Origin of the sequence: Kribbella jejuensis (assembly GCF_006715085.1) — a bacterium.
Lineage (GTDB): Bacteria > Actinomycetota > Actinomycetes > Propionibacteriales > Kribbellaceae > Kribbella > Kribbella jejuensis.
Map to the genome: position 1 here is coordinate 2,203,490 of NZ_VFMM01000001.1, position 14,892 is coordinate 2,218,381.

Below are 14,892 nucleotides of genomic sequence, written 5' to 3' on the forward strand. Positions count from 1 at the left end.
GTTGCAGGATGACTTGCGGCTAGGCCCGCAACGTTACGGAGAAGAGCTGTGCGTGATCGGACCGAATTACGACCCGCTGTGTCCACGTTGCGTCGAGCGGTCAGCGGCCCAACGTCTCCGAGGGGAGTTCACCGAAACGTTTGCGATACTCGCCGGCGAAGCGACCGACATGACCGAGACGCCAACGCGCCGCGACCTGCCGCACGGTCACCGTGTCGCGTTGTTTGACCCGCAGCTCGCTGTGCGCCCGTTGCATGCGCACGTTGGTCATGTACTCCTTCGGACCGGAACCCAGATGCCTCGCGAATCCCTTCTGCAGGGCGCGAGGGCTCACCCCGGCGGCGCGGGCCAGACTCGTGATGGTGTGGTCCCATTCCGGATGGCTCTCGATCAGGTCCCGCGCGATGCTCACCGCCCGGGACGGCACCATGGGGGCGCTCGTGCCGGCCAGCAGGTCGGAGTAGTTGTGTGGTTGGGCGAGCAGCAAACCCTTGATCAAGACGTCCTCGTACCCGGCGGCCGCCAACTCGTGGTCGACGAGGCTGTCGTCGGCGCGGCCGAGCTCGTCCACAAACGTGCGCATCATCGTCAACCAACTGCGTCCGTACCCCGAGCTGACATCCATACCCGGCTGGAAACGCACGGGCTCGGGCAGTGGGGCATCGAGCATCTCGCTCAGCTGTGACTCGACCGCCAGCCGGTCGATCCGGAGGATCAGCTTCGCGCAGTCAGCAGACCACCGCATACTGAGCGACTCCGTAGGTGACACCACGGAGACGAGTCTTGGTGTGGAAAAGACCTCCTCCCGTCCGCAGCGAACGTGGCTGTGACCGGACAGCGGCACCTGTACGACGAAGAACGAGCCGAGCTCCCCCGGCTCGATCAGCACGTCCGCGCCGTAGCTGACGTAGTTCGCCGCGACGTTCGCGAGGCGGCGGGTACGCATCCGCGCATCCAGCCGGCCCGCCTTTCGGGTCAGGTCCAGGCGATGAGGGACGAAGACGCGTCCGACCGAGTCGCGAACATCGTCCAGATCATGTGAATGAAACAGCTCGTAATGCTCGAGAAGTTGCATCTTCTGTCGGCCGTCCGCCAGCGGAGCGCCAACACCCCCTTTGGCAATCATGGTGAAAAAACGATAACCGGTTAACCCAGAGTCGTCATCAGATGCGCGCGCCGCCTTACCGTCCGGGCGGGCCGGGCAGGGTTGGTTAACGTTCCACCTTTCGGCTCGCCGGCGAATCAGCGTGGAATACCGGCGGAAAGCGCCTCCCTCCAACTGGCCCCTGCCCCCGGCGTCGCGGACTGCGCAGACTTGGCCTACCGATACCCGGTTGCGCCGCTTGGAGGACGAAGCCCGTGCCAGCGTTCATGGAGCCGTTCCGGATCAAGAGTGTCGAACCGATTCCGTTTCCGTCCACCGAGGAACGACGCACGGCGCTCGCCGACGCGGGCCACAACCTCTTCCGGGTGCCCTCGCGGGCGATAACCATCGACCTGCTGACCGACTCGGGCACGAACGCCATGTCAGCCGCACAATGGTCTGCGCTTCTCAGCGGCGACGAGTCGTACGCCGGCGCGACTTCGTTCGAACATTTCCGGGCGGTTGTCCGGGAACTCACGGGATTCGACGAAGTAATACCGGTACACCAGGGCCGCGCCGCCGAGCGGATTCTCCTGGGTGAGCTGCTCGGAGCCGGCGATGTGTCGATCAGCAATACACATTTCGACACCACTCGCGCTGCCATCGAATCCGCCGGCGCCACTGCCGTCGATCTGCCGGTCGATCAGACGTCGCCGTCGGCCTTCGGTGGCGACATCGATCTCGGTCTGCTCGAAGAGCGGCTCCGCGGGACGCGCGCCAACGGAGTGCGCTGCGTCGTGCTGACCATCACGAACAACGCCGGCGGTGGCCAGCCGGTTTCACTGGCCAACGTGACCGCGGTTCGTCAGCTGTGCGACCGCCATCGGATCATGCTCCTGCTGGACGCTTCGAGGTTCGCGGAGAACGCCTACCTGATCACCGAGCGCGAACCCAGCGAGGCCGGCCGGAGCCCGCGCGAGGTCGCGCATGCTCTGTTCTCCTTGGCGGACGGATGCTGGGCAAGCCTGAAGAAGGACGGCCTCGCCAACATCGGTGGACTGATCGCGCTGCGGGACACCGAGCTCGCACGTCGTTGCCGACAGCAACTGATCGCGTTCGAGGGTTTCCCGACGTACGGCGGACTCGCCGGCCGCGATCTCGACGCGCTCGCACAAGGACTCCTCGAGGTGACGGATCCGGCGTACCTGCGGTACCGGGCATCGACTGCCCGCTGGTTCGGCGAACAGCTCTCGGAGGCCGGACTCTCGGTGCTTCAGCCGACGGGTTGCCACGCCGTGTACGTCGATGCCGCGCAGGTTCTGCCGCACATCTCGCCTGAGCAGCTGCCCGCGACGGCATTGGCCAACGAGCTCTACCTCGCCGGAGCCGTACGGGTCTCCGACTTGGGCACCTTGGCGTTCGGACGGGCCGACCCGGACGGCGGGGTGGACATCGCCGCACCCCGCGAACTCGTCCGCTTCGCGCTGCCCCGCCGGGTCTACACCAAGAGCCACCTCGAGTACGTGGTCGACGTGGCAGCGAACGTGGCCGCCAAAGCCGCACAGATCCCCGGTTACCGGATCGTCGAGCAGGCGCCGGTGCTGCGTCACTTCACGGCAGTGCTCATGCCGCTCGGGTGAGGCAGTCGTTCACGAGCAATCCGCCGGTCCGACCGTTGAGACCGGATCGCGACCTCCAGATCGCTCACCGGCAACCGGAGAACCACACAGATCCACCGCCGCCAGTACGGACCAGGCAGTCGCTTTCCGCGTTCCCAGCGCGCGACCTCCTCCCGGGTCAGCGAGTCGTTGCCGGACACGCGCGCCAACTCGTCCGCGATCACGTACTGGCTGTATCCGAGGCTGTGACGCGCTTGCCGCAGCATCTCCCCGACCGGCATCTGGTGCTCCATGGCGCTCCTACGTCGCGATCGGTCCTCACTCTCAGCCATCAGGCTAGAAGCGCGGAGTGAGCCGCAAGATCCACATTGCGCACCGTCAAGTGCACTTCGCGAACCGCGGTGCCGCGCCCGAGCGTGACCCGGGCTACCGCGGGTTACTGGCCCCTGCCACGACCGTCGCCGGCGCTGTCACGATCGCAGCGACGATCCGCCGGACGAAGGAGACCGTGGTGCTCAACAGGCTCGTGACACTGGTGAACCCGAACCTTGTCCATCCCCCGATCACGCCTTACGCGCTGGACATTCTGACGACGTCGCTGGAGGCTGCCGGCTTCGAGGTCGAGGTGCTCGATCTGACCCTGGTCCGGGACCGTTGGCGCAGCGCGATCGCGTCGTACTTCGAGCACCGCGAGCCGCTGTTGGTGGGAATAACCATCCGCAACACCGACACCATCTATCCCCAGGAGCAGCGGGTGTTCCTGGATTCGCATCGGGACATCATCAGCGAGATCCGCCACTACTGCGCCGCGCCCGTCGTCGCCGGAGGGGTCGGGTTCTCCTCGATGCCGTTCGCGTTGGTCGACTTCTTCGACATCGATTTCGGGGTCAAAGGGCCGGGGGAGGTCACGGTCGTCCGGTTGGCCCAGGCTCTTGCGGCCGGGTCGCCGGCGAGCGACGTACCGGGGCTCATCGTCAACGAGGGCGACGGGCAGGTTCATCAGGTACCGCACCACGATCGGCTCACGGCGGTCGGTCGTGCCGCCCTCGTCAACCGCTCCACGCCGTACCAGCGGCGATCCGGTACGCCGTACAAAGTCGACAACCTCGCGTACTACCGGCACGGCGGTCTCGGCAACATCCTGACCAAGAACGGTTGCACCTACGCCTGCACCCACTGCGTCGAGCCCGATGCGAAAGGCGCTCAGTTCGCGCGTCGCGCCGAGACGGCGGTCGTCGACGAGATGGAGTTGCTGACCGCGCAGGGTGTGCACGACCTGCACACGACCGACAGTGAGTTCAACCTCAGTATCGGCCACAGCAAGGCCGTACTGCGCGAGATCATCCGGCGGAAGGCGAGCGACGCGTCATCGCCGTTGCACGACCTCCGGCTCTGGATCTACGTGCAGCCGGCGCCGTTCGACGAGGAGTACGCCGATTTGCTGGCAGCTGCCGGCTGTGCAGGTATCAATGTGGCTCCCGACCATGTCCGGGACGACGTGCTCGACGGCTGGAAGGTCACTGGGAAAGGGACTCGGTTCTACACCTCCGAGGATGTCCGGAGGTTGTGCAAACTGGCGCAGAAGTACGGAATGCTGACGATGGTCGAGGCACTTCTCGGCATGCCCGGCGAGACCGAGTCGACCATGCACGACTGTGTGGACGAGCTGATGGCGCTCGACGCCACGGTGGTCGGATTCACGCTCGGGATCCGTGCCTTTCCGTACTCTCCGCTCGGCAAGCTGCTCGCCGACCGCAGTCGTGGCGTCCGCCCGGTCCCGGGTGTCCAGTCCAACACGGCGACCGAACCGATCCTGCTGACGCCGGCGGACCGGTGCCGGAGCGTTGTCGAGTACGAGCGGCAGTTCATGTTCGACCCGCAGGGCAACTTCCGGCCCGTCTACTTCTTCTCTCCCGAACTGCCCGAGGGCGACGCCACGATCCATCCAGGTGACCGCTGGCTGACCAGCCTCGATCTGCTCTGGAAATGGGTGCCGGAACGCGACCGGCACCGGGTGATGTTGCCGACCGTGGCCGGACTCACCCCGGAGGACAACAACTACGCCGACAACCCGTTCCTCCTCCGCCTGACCCAGCTCGGCTACAAGGGAGCGTTCTGGTCGCACTGGCGCGAGCGCGAGGAGATCATGGCGACGGATGCTGCCCCTGTCGGGTCGTAGGCGCCGGCTGATCAGGGCAAAATTTGTTCCGGTCCGGTTCCGGATCGGGTCATTGTCGGGGCGCCTGCCCGGGCATAACTTTGCGTTATGACGCCGACGAAGATCCTGTTGCCAGAGGACGAGCTGCCCACCCGGTGGTACAACGTGCTCCACGATCTGCCGACGCCTCCGCCGCCGGTGCTGCATCCGGGGACGGGGCAGCCGATCGGGCCGGAGGATCTGACGCCGTTGTTCCCGATGGACCTGATCCTGCAGGAGGTCTCGCAGGAGCAGTACGTCGACATCCCGGGCGAGGTGCTCGACGTCTACCGGCTCTGGCGGCCCAGCCCGCTGTACCGGGCGCACCGGCTGGAGAAGGCGCTCGATACGCCGGCGCACATCTACTACAAGTACGAAGGCGTCTCCCCGGCCGGCTCACACAAGCCGAACACAGCGGTTCCGCAGGCGTTCTACAACGCCAAGGCCGGCGTCCGGAAGCTCACCACCGAGACCGGCGCGGGCCAGTGGGGGACGGCGCTCGCGTTCGCCTGCGCGCAGTTCGGGCTGGACTGCGAGGTCTGGCAGGTGCGCGCGTCGTACGACCAGAAGCCGTACCGGCGGACGATGATGCAGGTCTTCGGCGCGACCGTGCACCCGAGCCCGTCGGAGCTGACCGAGGCCGGCCGCAAGATCCTCGCCGAGAACCCGGACTCCACCGGGTCGCTCGGCATCGCGATCAGTGAGGCGGTCGAGGCCGCGGTCCAGGATCCCGAGGTGCACTACGCGCTCGGTTCGGTGCTCAACCACGTGTTGCTGCACCAGACCGTGATCGGCGAGGAGGCGCTGATCCAGCTGGCGATGGTGGGCGAGACCCCGGACCTGATCGTCGGCTGCACCGGCGGCGGGTCGAACTTCGGTGGCCTGGCGTTCCCGTTCCTGCGGGAGAAGTGGGCCGGCCGGATGTCACCGGTGATCCGCGCGGTCGAGCCGGCCGCCTGCCCGTCGCTGACCCAGGGCACCTACGCGTACGACTTCGGCGACACCATCGGGATGACGCCGCTGATGAAGATGCACACCCTCGGCCACGACTTCGTGCCGGACCCGATCCACGCCGGCGGCCTGCGGTACCACGGCATGAGCCCGCTGATCAGCCACCTGTACGAGACCGGCGAGATCGAGGCCGTCGCCAAACCCCAGTCCGAGTGCTTCGCCGCCGGCGTCCAATTCGCCCGTACGGAAGGAATCGTCCCCGCCCCCGAACCCACCCACGCCCTAGCCGCCGCCGTCGAGGAAGCCTTGCAATGCAAGGAGTCCGGCGAGGAAAAGGTCATCCTCACCGCCCTCTGCGGCCACGGCCACTTGGACCTCGCCGCGTACGACGCCTACCTGTCCAACTCCATCACCGACCGCACCTGGGAAGACGCCGACATCCAATCCGCCGTAGCCGCCGCCCTCACCCGGCTCCCCGCGCTCAGCTGAAACCGCCACGCTTCCACCAGGGCTTCGGCCGCTTCGCGACCGCGGTCAGCCAATCCTCCGGGATGGCCCAACCGCGGCCGCGCAAGGCGTCGAAGTACTCGGCCTTCAGGCTGTCCGGTAGCCAGTACGTCGCCTTCTGGCGCGCGGCAACCTCGAAGTACGTCGTGCGCTGGCGACGGCTCCACACCGTCGCCTGGTTCGAGCTGTACGCCAGCCGCACGTAGTCCCACCGCGCCTGCTCGTCATCCATCTCGAACCCGCGCTCGACCACCCGCGCCCTGCCGACCGGCTCCTCCTCGATCTCGTCGATCAGCTTTTGCACCACAGCGCGGTCAGCGGTCATGTTCTCCGGCAGCCGGAGTCCCACCGGATCCAGCACCACCGCGCCGAGCTGGGGCCGAGCCACCTCCAGGAACACCTCGAGCAGAGCAAACCCTTCCTCCACCCGATCGAACCGCTCCAACTCCGCACGCAGCGTCGTGACGGCTTCCTCAGGCATTCACCCACTGTAGAGGGCTGCCCCGAAATGCCCCGCGATGCCCCGTTGCAGTCACCGCTCAGCGAGCCCGGATTCGGGGCCGCAGGCCGGTTGCGGGGTGGCCGGCAGTGTCCGGGAAGCCCTTTACCGACTGGGATTCGGGGCATCGCGGGGCAGTGTGGGGCAGATCGTCCACAGGTCCCGATTTGGCCGTCGCAGAGGGTGTTCGAGGTCAAGTCCTGTGGAGTGGTGTACGAGGGTTGGTGATTCGTCGTTGGTTGGTTAGGCGCTGATCGCGCCGGCGGTCTGGGGGTTCTCCTCCTCGGTGGGGTTGGTGGTGGTGATGAGGACGAGGCGGCTGCGGTGGAGGGCGTCGAGGCCGAGGTAGCGGCGTCCGTCGGCCCATTCGTCGTGTTGTTCGGCCAGGACGGCGCCGACGAGGCGGATGATCGAGGGCCGGTCGGGGAAGATGCCGACGACGTCGGTGCGGCGGCGGATTTCGCGGTTGAGGCGTTCGTTGGGGTTGTTGGACCAGATTTGTCGCCACACGTCTTTGGGGAACGCGGTGAAGGCGAGGATCTCGGCGCGGGCGTCGTCGAGGTGGGCGTGAACCTCGGGCAGCGTCTGCGCGACCTGGTCGAGGAGTTTGTCGTACTGCGTGTGCACCGCGGCGGCGTCGATCTGGTCGAACACCGAGTGCAGCATCGCCTTCACCCCGCCCCAGGCGTGTTTCGGGCAGGTGGCCATGAGATTGGCGGTGTAGTGGGTGCGGCACCGTTGCCAGGACGCGCCGGGCAGGTTCGCGCCGATCGCGTCGACCAGCCCGGCATGCGCATCAGAAGTCACCAACGCGACGCCGTTCAGGCCGCGGGCGACCAGGTCTTTGAAGAAGCTGTTCCAGCCGGCCCCGGACTCGGCGGTGGAGGTGGCGACGCCGAGGATCTCGCGGAACCCGTCGGCGTTCACGCCGGTGGCGACCATGACCGCGATCTTGATCACCCGGCCGCCCTCGCGGACCTTCATCGTCAACGCGTCCGCGGCCAGGAACGTGTACGGTCCCTCGTCCAGCGGCCGCTCCCGGAAATCGCGGACCAGCTCGTCGAGATCCCGGGCCATCACGCTGACCTGGCTCTTGGACAGGCCGGTGATGCCCAGCGACTGCACCAGCCGGTCCATCCGCCGCGTCGACACCCCGAGCAGGTAACACGTCGCCACCACGCTCGTGAGCGCCGCCTCCGCGCGCCGGCGCCGCTCCAGCAGCCAGTCCGGGAAGTACGAGCCTTCGCGCAGCTTGGGCACCGCGACATCCAGCGTGCCGATGCGGGTGTCGAGTTCGCGGTGGCGATACCCGTTGCGGGAGTTCACCCGGCCCGGATCGCGTGTCCCGAACGCGGCACCGCACACGCTGTCGGCGTCCGCGGACAGCAACGTGTTGATGAAGCCTTCCATCAGCTCCCGCAGCAGATCCGGGCTGGCCTGCTCGAGGTGCTCGTGCAAGAACTCGGCAGGGTCGATACTGGGTGATGCGGTCATCGCAGTGCTCTTCTCTTCGAGTGGGTTGTGAGAGATTCCTCGAAGAATCACGCGGTGACCGCACCCACGTCCATGCCTGGGCCAGCCACCACCTCGCCGTACACCACTCTGCTGGACGCAACTGTGTTCGACGTCTTACAGTTACCGCCATGTCAGGGCCGAACGACTTGCTGCGCGCAGCGCGTGAGCGCACCCCATCACGTCGCGCACCGGGCGCACACATGTCCCGCAGCGAACTCGCCGACACCGTCCGCGCCTGGCTCTGGGACACCACCGAGGTCAAGTACGAGCTCGACGGCCACTACATCGCCAAGCTGGAACGCGGCGCGGTCCGCTGGCCCGGTGCCGCGTACCGTTCCGGCCTGCGGCATGTCCTCGGCGTTGCCTTAGACAACGAACTCGGCTTCTTCCCGCCCAACGGCGTCGTGCTGACCGAGCCGGAACCGACGCCGCCGGCGTCGATGGCCGGCGCCGAGGACGACCTGGTGAACGCCGGCGACGAGTCGATCGCGCTGCTCGCGTTCGCCGAGGAGTCCAACGTCGGCGACCTCACCGTCGAGCAACTGCACGCCGACATCGAGCGGATCGCCCAGTCGTACCTCAGGACGCCGATCCGCCCGCTCTTCGCGAAGAGCCGCGCGATCCGCGACCGGGCGTTCACGCTGCTTGCCGGGAACCAGTCCCCGCATCAGTCCCGCGACCTGTACTCCGCCGCCGGCTGGGCGATCACGCTGCTCGCCTGGATGTCCGTGGATCTGGGCCGCCCTGACATCGCCGAGAGCCACACGCGTACCGCCTGGGCGTGCGCCGAGGCCGCCGACCAGGACGTACTCCGTGGCTGGATCCGTGCCACCCAGCACACCGCCGCGTTCTGGCAGGAGGACTTCGCCCGCGCGGCGGCGTACGCCGAAGACGGGCTCCGGTACAACGCCGGCACCGCACGGCTGTTCCTCGCCAGCGCCGGCTCGGTGGACCTCGCGCGGATCGGCAGCAGCGACAAGGCCCGTGAGCTGCTCGACATCGCCCAGGCGTTGAACGTCCGGCCCGCCGGCTCCGAACCTGGCGGCGTCTTTCTCTGTACGCCGGAGCGCGCCGAAGGGCTGTGGGCGGATACGCACCTGGCGTTCGGTGATGCAGGACGAACGGCGGAGCACGCCGATCGCAGCGTCGCGCAGTTCGAGACCGTCCCGTACGCCCTCCGGAACGCGGGGTCCGAACGCATGGCCCGCCTGCAGCAGGCAAAGGCCAGGCTCCTGCTGGGCGAGCTCGACGGCGCCATCGAAGCGGTCAAGCCGGTGCTCGAACTGCAACAGGAGTACCGGGTCCGCCCGCTCGTCCAACGGCTCACGGAGGTGGCGGCACTCAGCGCGCCGTATGTACGCAGTCCGAAAGGACGACTACTGCGGGACCGGATCGCCGAGTTCATCCAACGTCCGGGGCTGCCGACCCGCCGCCTGGCCCGGACCGACAAGGCGCCGAAGAGGAGCTGACATGGTCCAACAGGTCCGCGATCACTGGTGCTGGGGCCCGAACTGGCGGCCGGGCCGGTCGTTCTACACCTGGCACATCATCTTCCCGAGCGACGCGGTGCTGGCAGGCCTGCACTCGGCGTACCAGGGCCTGGTGACCTCCTTGCCCGGGATCTCACCGGTTCCGGCGCAGTGGCTGCACCTGACATTGCAGGGCATCGGGTTCGCGGACAAGGTCCCGCAGGCCGACCTCGACCTGATCATCGACGCTGCTCGCCACCGGCTCGAAGAGTTCCGGCCGTTCGCGATCAAGCTCGGCCCGGCGATCGTCGAGGCCGAGAGCCTGCAGCTACCGGTGTCGCCGGTCGACCGGCTGCGCCGGCTGCGCGGCCAGCTACACGCCGCGATCACCGATGTCTGGGGCCGCGACTCGGTGCCCGAGCTGCCGGAGCTCCACCCGCATGTCTCGCTCGGTTACTGGAATCAGAACGCCCCGGCCGCACCGCTGCACCGACAGGTCAAGGCCATGTCGATCGGCGTCGCGAAGACCGAGGTCACGCAGGTCAGCCTGATCAACCTCACCCGCGACCACAAGCAGTACGAGTGGACGAAATACGCCGACCTCGCGCTCGGAGCAACGCTGTCCCGGTGAGGCTGCTGTCTCCGCTCGGGGCATTCGTCCTGGCTGCATGGGCCATGCGATGGCCCATCTGCCCTGACCTTCCCCGATCTGCCCACGCTTGCTCCCGTTACGACACGCTCACTTTCGGGTCGGGACTCCGCAAACCCCTTATGCACCAGGAAAATCCGGGGCATGCCGGGGCATCGTGGGGCAGCTTGGGGCAGATCGTCCAAGGCCCCGGATTCGACGTCGCTGTGGGTGTTCGCGCTCCTACAGTTACCGGCATGCCGGAGCCCAATGAACTACTGCAAGCCGCACGGGAGCGGACGCCGTCGCGGCGGACACCTGGCGAGCAGATGTCCCGGGCAGAGCTCGCGGACGCGGTCTGCACCTGGCTGTGGGAGACGACCGAGACCAAGTACGAACTCGACGGGCACTACGTCGCGAAACTCGAACGCGGTGCCGTGCGTTGGCCCGGAGCGGCGTACCGCGCCGGCCTGCGCCATGTTCTCAACGTCGAGGACGACAGCGAGCTCGGGTTCGTCCCACCCGGTGGGTTCGGCACCGCGGAGCCTGAACCCGGACTGAGCTCGGTGGTCGATCTCGAGGACGAGCTCGTGGAGGCCGGCGACGAGTCGATCGCCCAGCTCACACTGGCCGAGGAGTCGAATGTCGGCGACCTCACGGCCGGGCAGTTGCTGGCCGATCTCCTGCGCATCACCGAGAACTATCTCCGCGCCCCGACCAGGCCCTTGTACGTCCGCACTCGCGCCATCCGGGACCGGGCGTTCCGGCTGCTGTCCGGGCGACAGCCACCGAGCCGGACCCGTGAGCTGTACGCCGTCGGTGGCTGGGCGCTGACCCTCCTGGCCTGGATCTCGGTGGATCTCGGCCGACCGGACATCGCCGAGAACCACACGCGGACCGCCTGGGCATGCGGCGAGGCCGCAGATCGGGACGAGCTTCGCGCGTGGGTCCGGGCCGCACAGCACCGGGCCGCGTTCTGGCAGAACGACTTCGGTCGCGCGGCATCGTATGCCGAAGACGGGCTGCGGTACGCGACCGGCAGTTCGTTGCTCTATCTCGCCAGTGTCTTCGCCGTGGACCTGGCCCGTTCCGGCCGTCACGCGGAAGCCCGCGAGGCGTTGGCGATCGCCAAACGCACCACGGTCCGGCCTGATGTCCCGGAAATGGGCGGGCCCTTCCTGTGTACGCCGGAGCGCGCCGAAGGACTGTGGTCCGACGCCCACCTGGCAGTTGGGGAGGCGCACCTGACTCTGCAGCACGCGGATCGTGCGATCGCCTTGTTCGAGGCGTCTCCGCATCTGGTCCGCAATTTCGGGTCCGAGCGCATGACCAGACTCCAGCAGGCGAAGGCGCACCTGCAGATCGGCGATCTCGACGCCGCGGACGAGGCCGTCGCGGTGGTGCTGACGACTCCGGTCGAGTACCGCGTCCGGCCCTTGATCCACCTGATCAACGAGGTCGCCGCCCTGACCCGGCTGAGCCGGCATGCGAACGATCCGAAGGCCCGGCACCTGCACGACGCGATTCGGGTCTTCACCCGGCACCCCGCCATCCGGGTTGCCGCCGGCAACTGAAAGGAACCACCGATGTTCGAAGAAGTGCGGGACCATTGGTGCTGCCGTCCCGACCGCCCGTTTTACTCCTGGCACATCACCTTCACCGACTGTCCCGAGATTGCTGCTCTGCAACTGTCGTACGCCGAGCTGATCGACGAGCTGCCCGGATTCACCGCGGTGCCTCCGCAGTGGTTGCACCTGACCGTGCACGGCGTCGGATTCACCGACCGGGTTCCGGATTCGGAGCTGGCTGACATCGTCGAGGCGACCCGGCATCGGATCGCCGAACTGTCAGCCTTCCCGGTGACCGTCGGCCCCGCAGTACTGGACCCGGAGTCCATTCTGCTGCCGGTACGCCCGATCCAGCCGTTCCAGCATCTCCGAGACCTCGTTCGCGCGGCCATCTTCGATGTCTGGGGCGAAGACTCCGTTCCGAGGCTGCCCGAGATCGATCCTCATGTGGTCCTTGGCTACAGTCACCTTCGGGCGCCGGCAGCGCCGATCGCCGCGCGCGTGCAGGCCTATCCGGAACAGTCGACGACCTCGTCGGTCTCCGCCCTCACGCTCCTGTCGCTCACCCGGACGGGCCGCCTCTACCACTGGATTCCGAAGCTGACGATTCCGTTCGGGTCCCGTGCTCAGGTTGGCGAACCGTAGGCGCGGAGGGAGACGACGTGGGCTCTGGAGACGCCGTTGGTGTGGTGGGGGGTTAGGCGGAGGTGGGTGGTGGGGGTGGGGGTTGGTAGGGGGTGGCGTTGGGTGCGGTGGTGGTTGTTGGTTACCTGGGCGATTGTTTGCCAGTCGCCATTGCCGTTGCGGAGTTGGAGGTCGTAGTCGGCGAGGAGGGTGGGGAGGGATTCGAAGGGGGTGCGGTGGTGGTGGAGATTGATGAGGTCTTCGTGGACGTCGGCGTCGAGGATGACGACGATCTCGGAGAGGGTGACCGGTTCGGGCCAGGTGAGTTGTAGCCAGGGGTTGGGGTCCCAGGCGAGGTCTTCGGAGGACCAGAGGTTGGGGCCGCCGTACGGGCGGGAGAAGCCGCCGACGACCTTGTCGGGGGTGTACGCCGCTGTCTCGCCCAGGCGGATGCACAGGCCCTGGCGGGGAAGGATGTGTTTCCAGGCGCGGAACTGTTCGGTCCATTGCTCGTCCGCCGTGGGATCGCGGTGGGCGAAGTGCACGGTGCCGGGGAGGGCTGCCGCCGTGGTGTGGACGGAGATTTCCGAGGTTTTCCGCAGGATGACGAAAGCGTTCGACGGATTGCCCGGACGCCACGACAAAGGCACCGTAATCCAGCGCTTTTCGCCGGCCGCGACCTCTACAGTGCAGGAGTCGATCAGCTCAGCAGGCAGGTAGTTCTGGGGCTTGACCGGATCGTGGAGCTCGACGGTCAGCGTGCCGCCGGTGGAGTCGACGAGCAGTTCGAAGCCATCGAGAACCGGGTCCACCGGGATGATCATGCCGATATCCGTTGTCAGCGGCAACGTTCCGGACGAGACCTCCAGTGCGGGCCGGGTCAACGTCGAGGAAGCGGTGGCAGTTGCCGAGAGCGCGAGGTTGGCGGGGTCGTCGTCGCTGACACCGAGGACGGAGGAGTCCGCGCGGGTCAGCGCGTGGCGCATCAGGGCGAAGTGGTCATGCGCCAGTTCGTGCGGCGTCAGTCCGTTGCGCAGGGCAACCGCCGCGCCGATGCCGGCGGCTTCGCCGAGCAGTGCGCAGGTGGCCATCACCCGGGTCGTTCCGAACGCGACATGGCTGGCGCTGATGTTGCGCCCGGCCATCCACAGATTCCGGACGTTCCGCGAGTACAAGGAACGCAACGGAATGTGGTACGCGCCGTCGGAGAACCAGTGCTTCGAACCGCGCTCGGACGCGTACACCCCGCCCGGCGGATGCAGGTCGATCGACCAGCCGCCGAACGCGACCCGGTCGTCGAACTCGGTCTGCTCGAGGACGTCGTGCTGGGTCAGCACGTGATCGCCCAGGAAACGCCGGTACTCACGCTTTCCGGGGACCGACCCGATCCACTCCAGGGTCAGGTTGTCGGCGTCGAACTTTCCGCTGTTCTTGATGTAGTCCCAGATCCCGTAGACCACGGCCTGCAGCTCGTCCCGGATCGCCTCGTTGTCGTCGACGACGTCCAGCTCGCCGCCCCATTCGATCCACCAGTACGCGCAGCCGTTCAGGTCGGTGCGGATCACCCGGCGGTCCGGAATAGCGGTTTCCGTGACGTCCCGCGCGAACCACGGCGGTACGAACCGGACCGGCTCGCCCGCGTCCTTGGAGTAGAACAGGATCGTGCTGCCGAGCGTGTTCGAGTCCGGTACGTCGGGCGCCCACGACTCGCCGTACTCCGATCGCGGCTCCCGCCCGGTGTGGAACTCCGCCCCGGCCAGCAGACCGACCAGCCCGTCGCCCGAGCAGTCGACGAACACCGGGCTGACGAACCGGATCTCCTTCTCCGACCCCATTTGCCACCCCGTGACGGACCGGATCACGGCGTCCGCGGCCTCGACGGAACGTACGTCGGTGTTCAGGAACAGCGTTATCCGCGGTTCCGCGCGCACCGCCTCCAGCAGCACGAGGTCCCAGTAGTACGGGTTTCCGAGCGGATTGCGGTACTGGTTCTCCAGGAACAGCTCGCCCATGATGCCGGTCTCGCGGGCGAAGCTCTGGACGCCGTGCGCGGTCGCGCCGCACACCCACACCCGCACCTCGCTGGACGAGTTGCCGCCGAGCACCGGCCGGTTCTGCACCAACGCCACGGTGCTCCCCTGCCGCGCGGCGCCGATCGCCGCGCAGATCCCGGCGAGCCCGCCGCCGACGACGGTCAGATCGGACTGGACCTCGAGCTGCTGCATACAAGA

The 14,892-nt window shown here is 67.3% G+C and carries 12 protein-coding genes; 7 read left to right on the plus strand and 5 right to left on the minus strand.

Annotation, left to right across the window (positions count from 1 at the left end; genetic code table 11):
• Positions 1-100 precede the first annotated feature (100 nt).
• Complete coding sequence (locus tag FB475_RS10790; RefSeq protein WP_141854931.1) at positions 101-1,279, minus strand: AraC family transcriptional regulator; 1,179 nt, start codon at positions 1,277-1,279, stop codon at positions 101-103.
• Positions 1,280-1,359: 80 nt separating this feature from the next.
• Between FB475_RS10790 and FB475_RS10795 the strand changes: the two genes are divergently transcribed.
• Positions 1,360-2,724 (plus strand): tryptophanase, encoded by a 1,365-nt coding sequence (locus tag FB475_RS10795; protein WP_238332078.1) that lies wholly within the window; start codon positions 1,360-1,362, stop codon positions 2,722-2,724.
• Here the strand turns inward: FB475_RS10795 and FB475_RS10800 are convergent.
• Entirely contained in the window at positions 2,691-2,996 is a 306-nt protein-coding gene (locus FB475_RS10800) for a helix-turn-helix transcriptional regulator (protein ID WP_141854933.1), read from the minus strand. The genes FB475_RS10795 and FB475_RS10800 overlap by 34 nt on opposite strands.
• A gap of 56 nt (positions 2,997-3,052) precedes the next feature.
• Between FB475_RS10800 and tsrT the strand changes: the two genes are divergently transcribed.
• Complete coding sequence (gene tsrT / locus FB475_RS10805) at positions 3,053-4,882, plus strand: tryptophan 2-C-methyltransferase (RefSeq protein WP_272952063.1); 1,830 nt, start codon at positions 3,053-3,055, stop codon at positions 4,880-4,882.
• Positions 4,883-4,969: 87 nt separating this feature from the next.
• Positions 4,970-6,340, plus strand: a complete 1,371-nt coding sequence (locus FB475_RS10810) for a TrpB-like pyridoxal phosphate-dependent enzyme (RefSeq protein WP_141854935.1) — start codon at positions 4,970-4,972, stop codon at positions 6,338-6,340.
• Here the strand turns inward: FB475_RS10810 and FB475_RS10815 are convergent.
• Both FB475_RS10815 and FB475_RS10820 read right to left on the minus strand, forming a co-directional pair.
• Complete coding sequence (locus tag FB475_RS10815) at positions 6,333-6,839, minus strand: hypothetical protein (RefSeq protein WP_141854937.1); 507 nt, start codon at positions 6,837-6,839, stop codon at positions 6,333-6,335. The two genes, FB475_RS10810 and FB475_RS10815, sit on opposite strands and share 8 nt — an antisense overlap.
• A 261-nt stretch (positions 6,840-7,100) precedes the next feature.
• The gene (locus FB475_RS10820; protein ID WP_141854940.1) at positions 7,101-8,351 is read right to left on the minus strand and encodes an IS256 family transposase; all 1,251 of its coding nucleotides are present in this window, start codon (positions 8,349-8,351) and stop codon (positions 7,101-7,103) included.
• A 149-nt stretch (positions 8,352-8,500) separates the two neighbouring features.
• On the opposite strand from FB475_RS10820, the gene FB475_RS10825 reads away from it, so the two are divergent.
• From FB475_RS10825 to FB475_RS10840, 4 genes are all read left to right on the plus strand, one after another.
• Complete coding sequence (locus FB475_RS10825; protein ID WP_141854942.1) at positions 8,501-9,841, plus strand: NsdA family TPR-like regulatory protein; 1,341 nt, start codon at positions 8,501-8,503, stop codon at positions 9,839-9,841.
• Position 9,842: 1 nt separating this feature from the next.
• Entirely contained in the window at positions 9,843-10,472 is a 630-nt protein-coding gene (locus FB475_RS10830; protein WP_185759191.1) for a 2'-5' RNA ligase family protein, read from the plus strand.
• A gap of 254 nt (positions 10,473-10,726) precedes the next feature.
• Positions 10,727-12,043, plus strand: a complete 1,317-nt coding sequence (locus tag FB475_RS10835; RefSeq protein ID WP_238332079.1) for an NsdA family TPR-like regulatory protein — start codon at positions 10,727-10,729, stop codon at positions 12,041-12,043.
• Positions 12,044-12,055: 12 nt separating this feature from the next.
• On the plus strand, positions 12,056-12,682 hold the full coding sequence (locus FB475_RS10840; protein WP_141854946.1) for a 2'-5' RNA ligase family protein: 627 nt from the start codon (positions 12,056-12,058) through the stop codon (positions 12,680-12,682).
• Here the strand turns inward: FB475_RS10840 and FB475_RS10845 are convergent.
• On the minus strand, positions 12,664-14,886 hold the full coding sequence (locus tag FB475_RS10845) for an FAD-dependent oxidoreductase (RefSeq protein WP_141854948.1): 2,223 nt from the start codon (positions 14,884-14,886) through the stop codon (positions 12,664-12,666). The genes FB475_RS10840 and FB475_RS10845 overlap by 19 nt on opposite strands.
• Positions 14,887-14,892: the final 6 nt, after the last annotated feature.

Excerpts from the sequence above, each read along its gene's own strand:
- FB475_RS10800 (WP_141854933.1), bottom strand. The coding sequence starts at position 2,996 with ATGGAGCACCAGATGCCGGTCGGGGAGATGCTGCGGCAAGCGCGTCAC.
- FB475_RS10810 (WP_141854935.1), top strand. The coding sequence starts at position 4,970 with ATGACGCCGACGAAGATCCTGTTGCCAGAGGACGAGCTGCCCACCCGG.
- FB475_RS10815 (WP_141854937.1), bottom strand. The coding sequence starts at position 6,839 with ATGCCTGAGGAAGCCGTCACGACGCTGCGTGCGGAGTTGGAGCGGTTC.
- FB475_RS10820 (WP_141854940.1), bottom strand. The coding sequence starts at position 8,351 with ATGACCGCATCACCCAGTATCGACCCTGCCGAGTTCTTGCACGAGCAC.
- FB475_RS10825 (WP_141854942.1), top strand. The coding sequence starts at position 8,501 with ATGTCAGGGCCGAACGACTTGCTGCGCGCAGCGCGTGAGCGCACCCCA.
- FB475_RS10830 (WP_185759191.1), top strand. The coding sequence starts at position 9,843 with ATGGTCCAACAGGTCCGCGATCACTGGTGCTGGGGCCCGAACTGGCGG.
- FB475_RS10835 (WP_238332079.1), top strand. The coding sequence starts at position 10,727 with ATGCCGGAGCCCAATGAACTACTGCAAGCCGCACGGGAGCGGACGCCG.
- FB475_RS10840 (WP_141854946.1), top strand. The coding sequence starts at position 12,056 with ATGTTCGAAGAAGTGCGGGACCATTGGTGCTGCCGTCCCGACCGCCCG.
- FB475_RS10845 (WP_141854948.1), bottom strand. The coding sequence starts at position 14,886 with ATGCAGCAGCTCGAGGTCCAGTCCGATCTGACCGTCGTCGGCGGCGGG.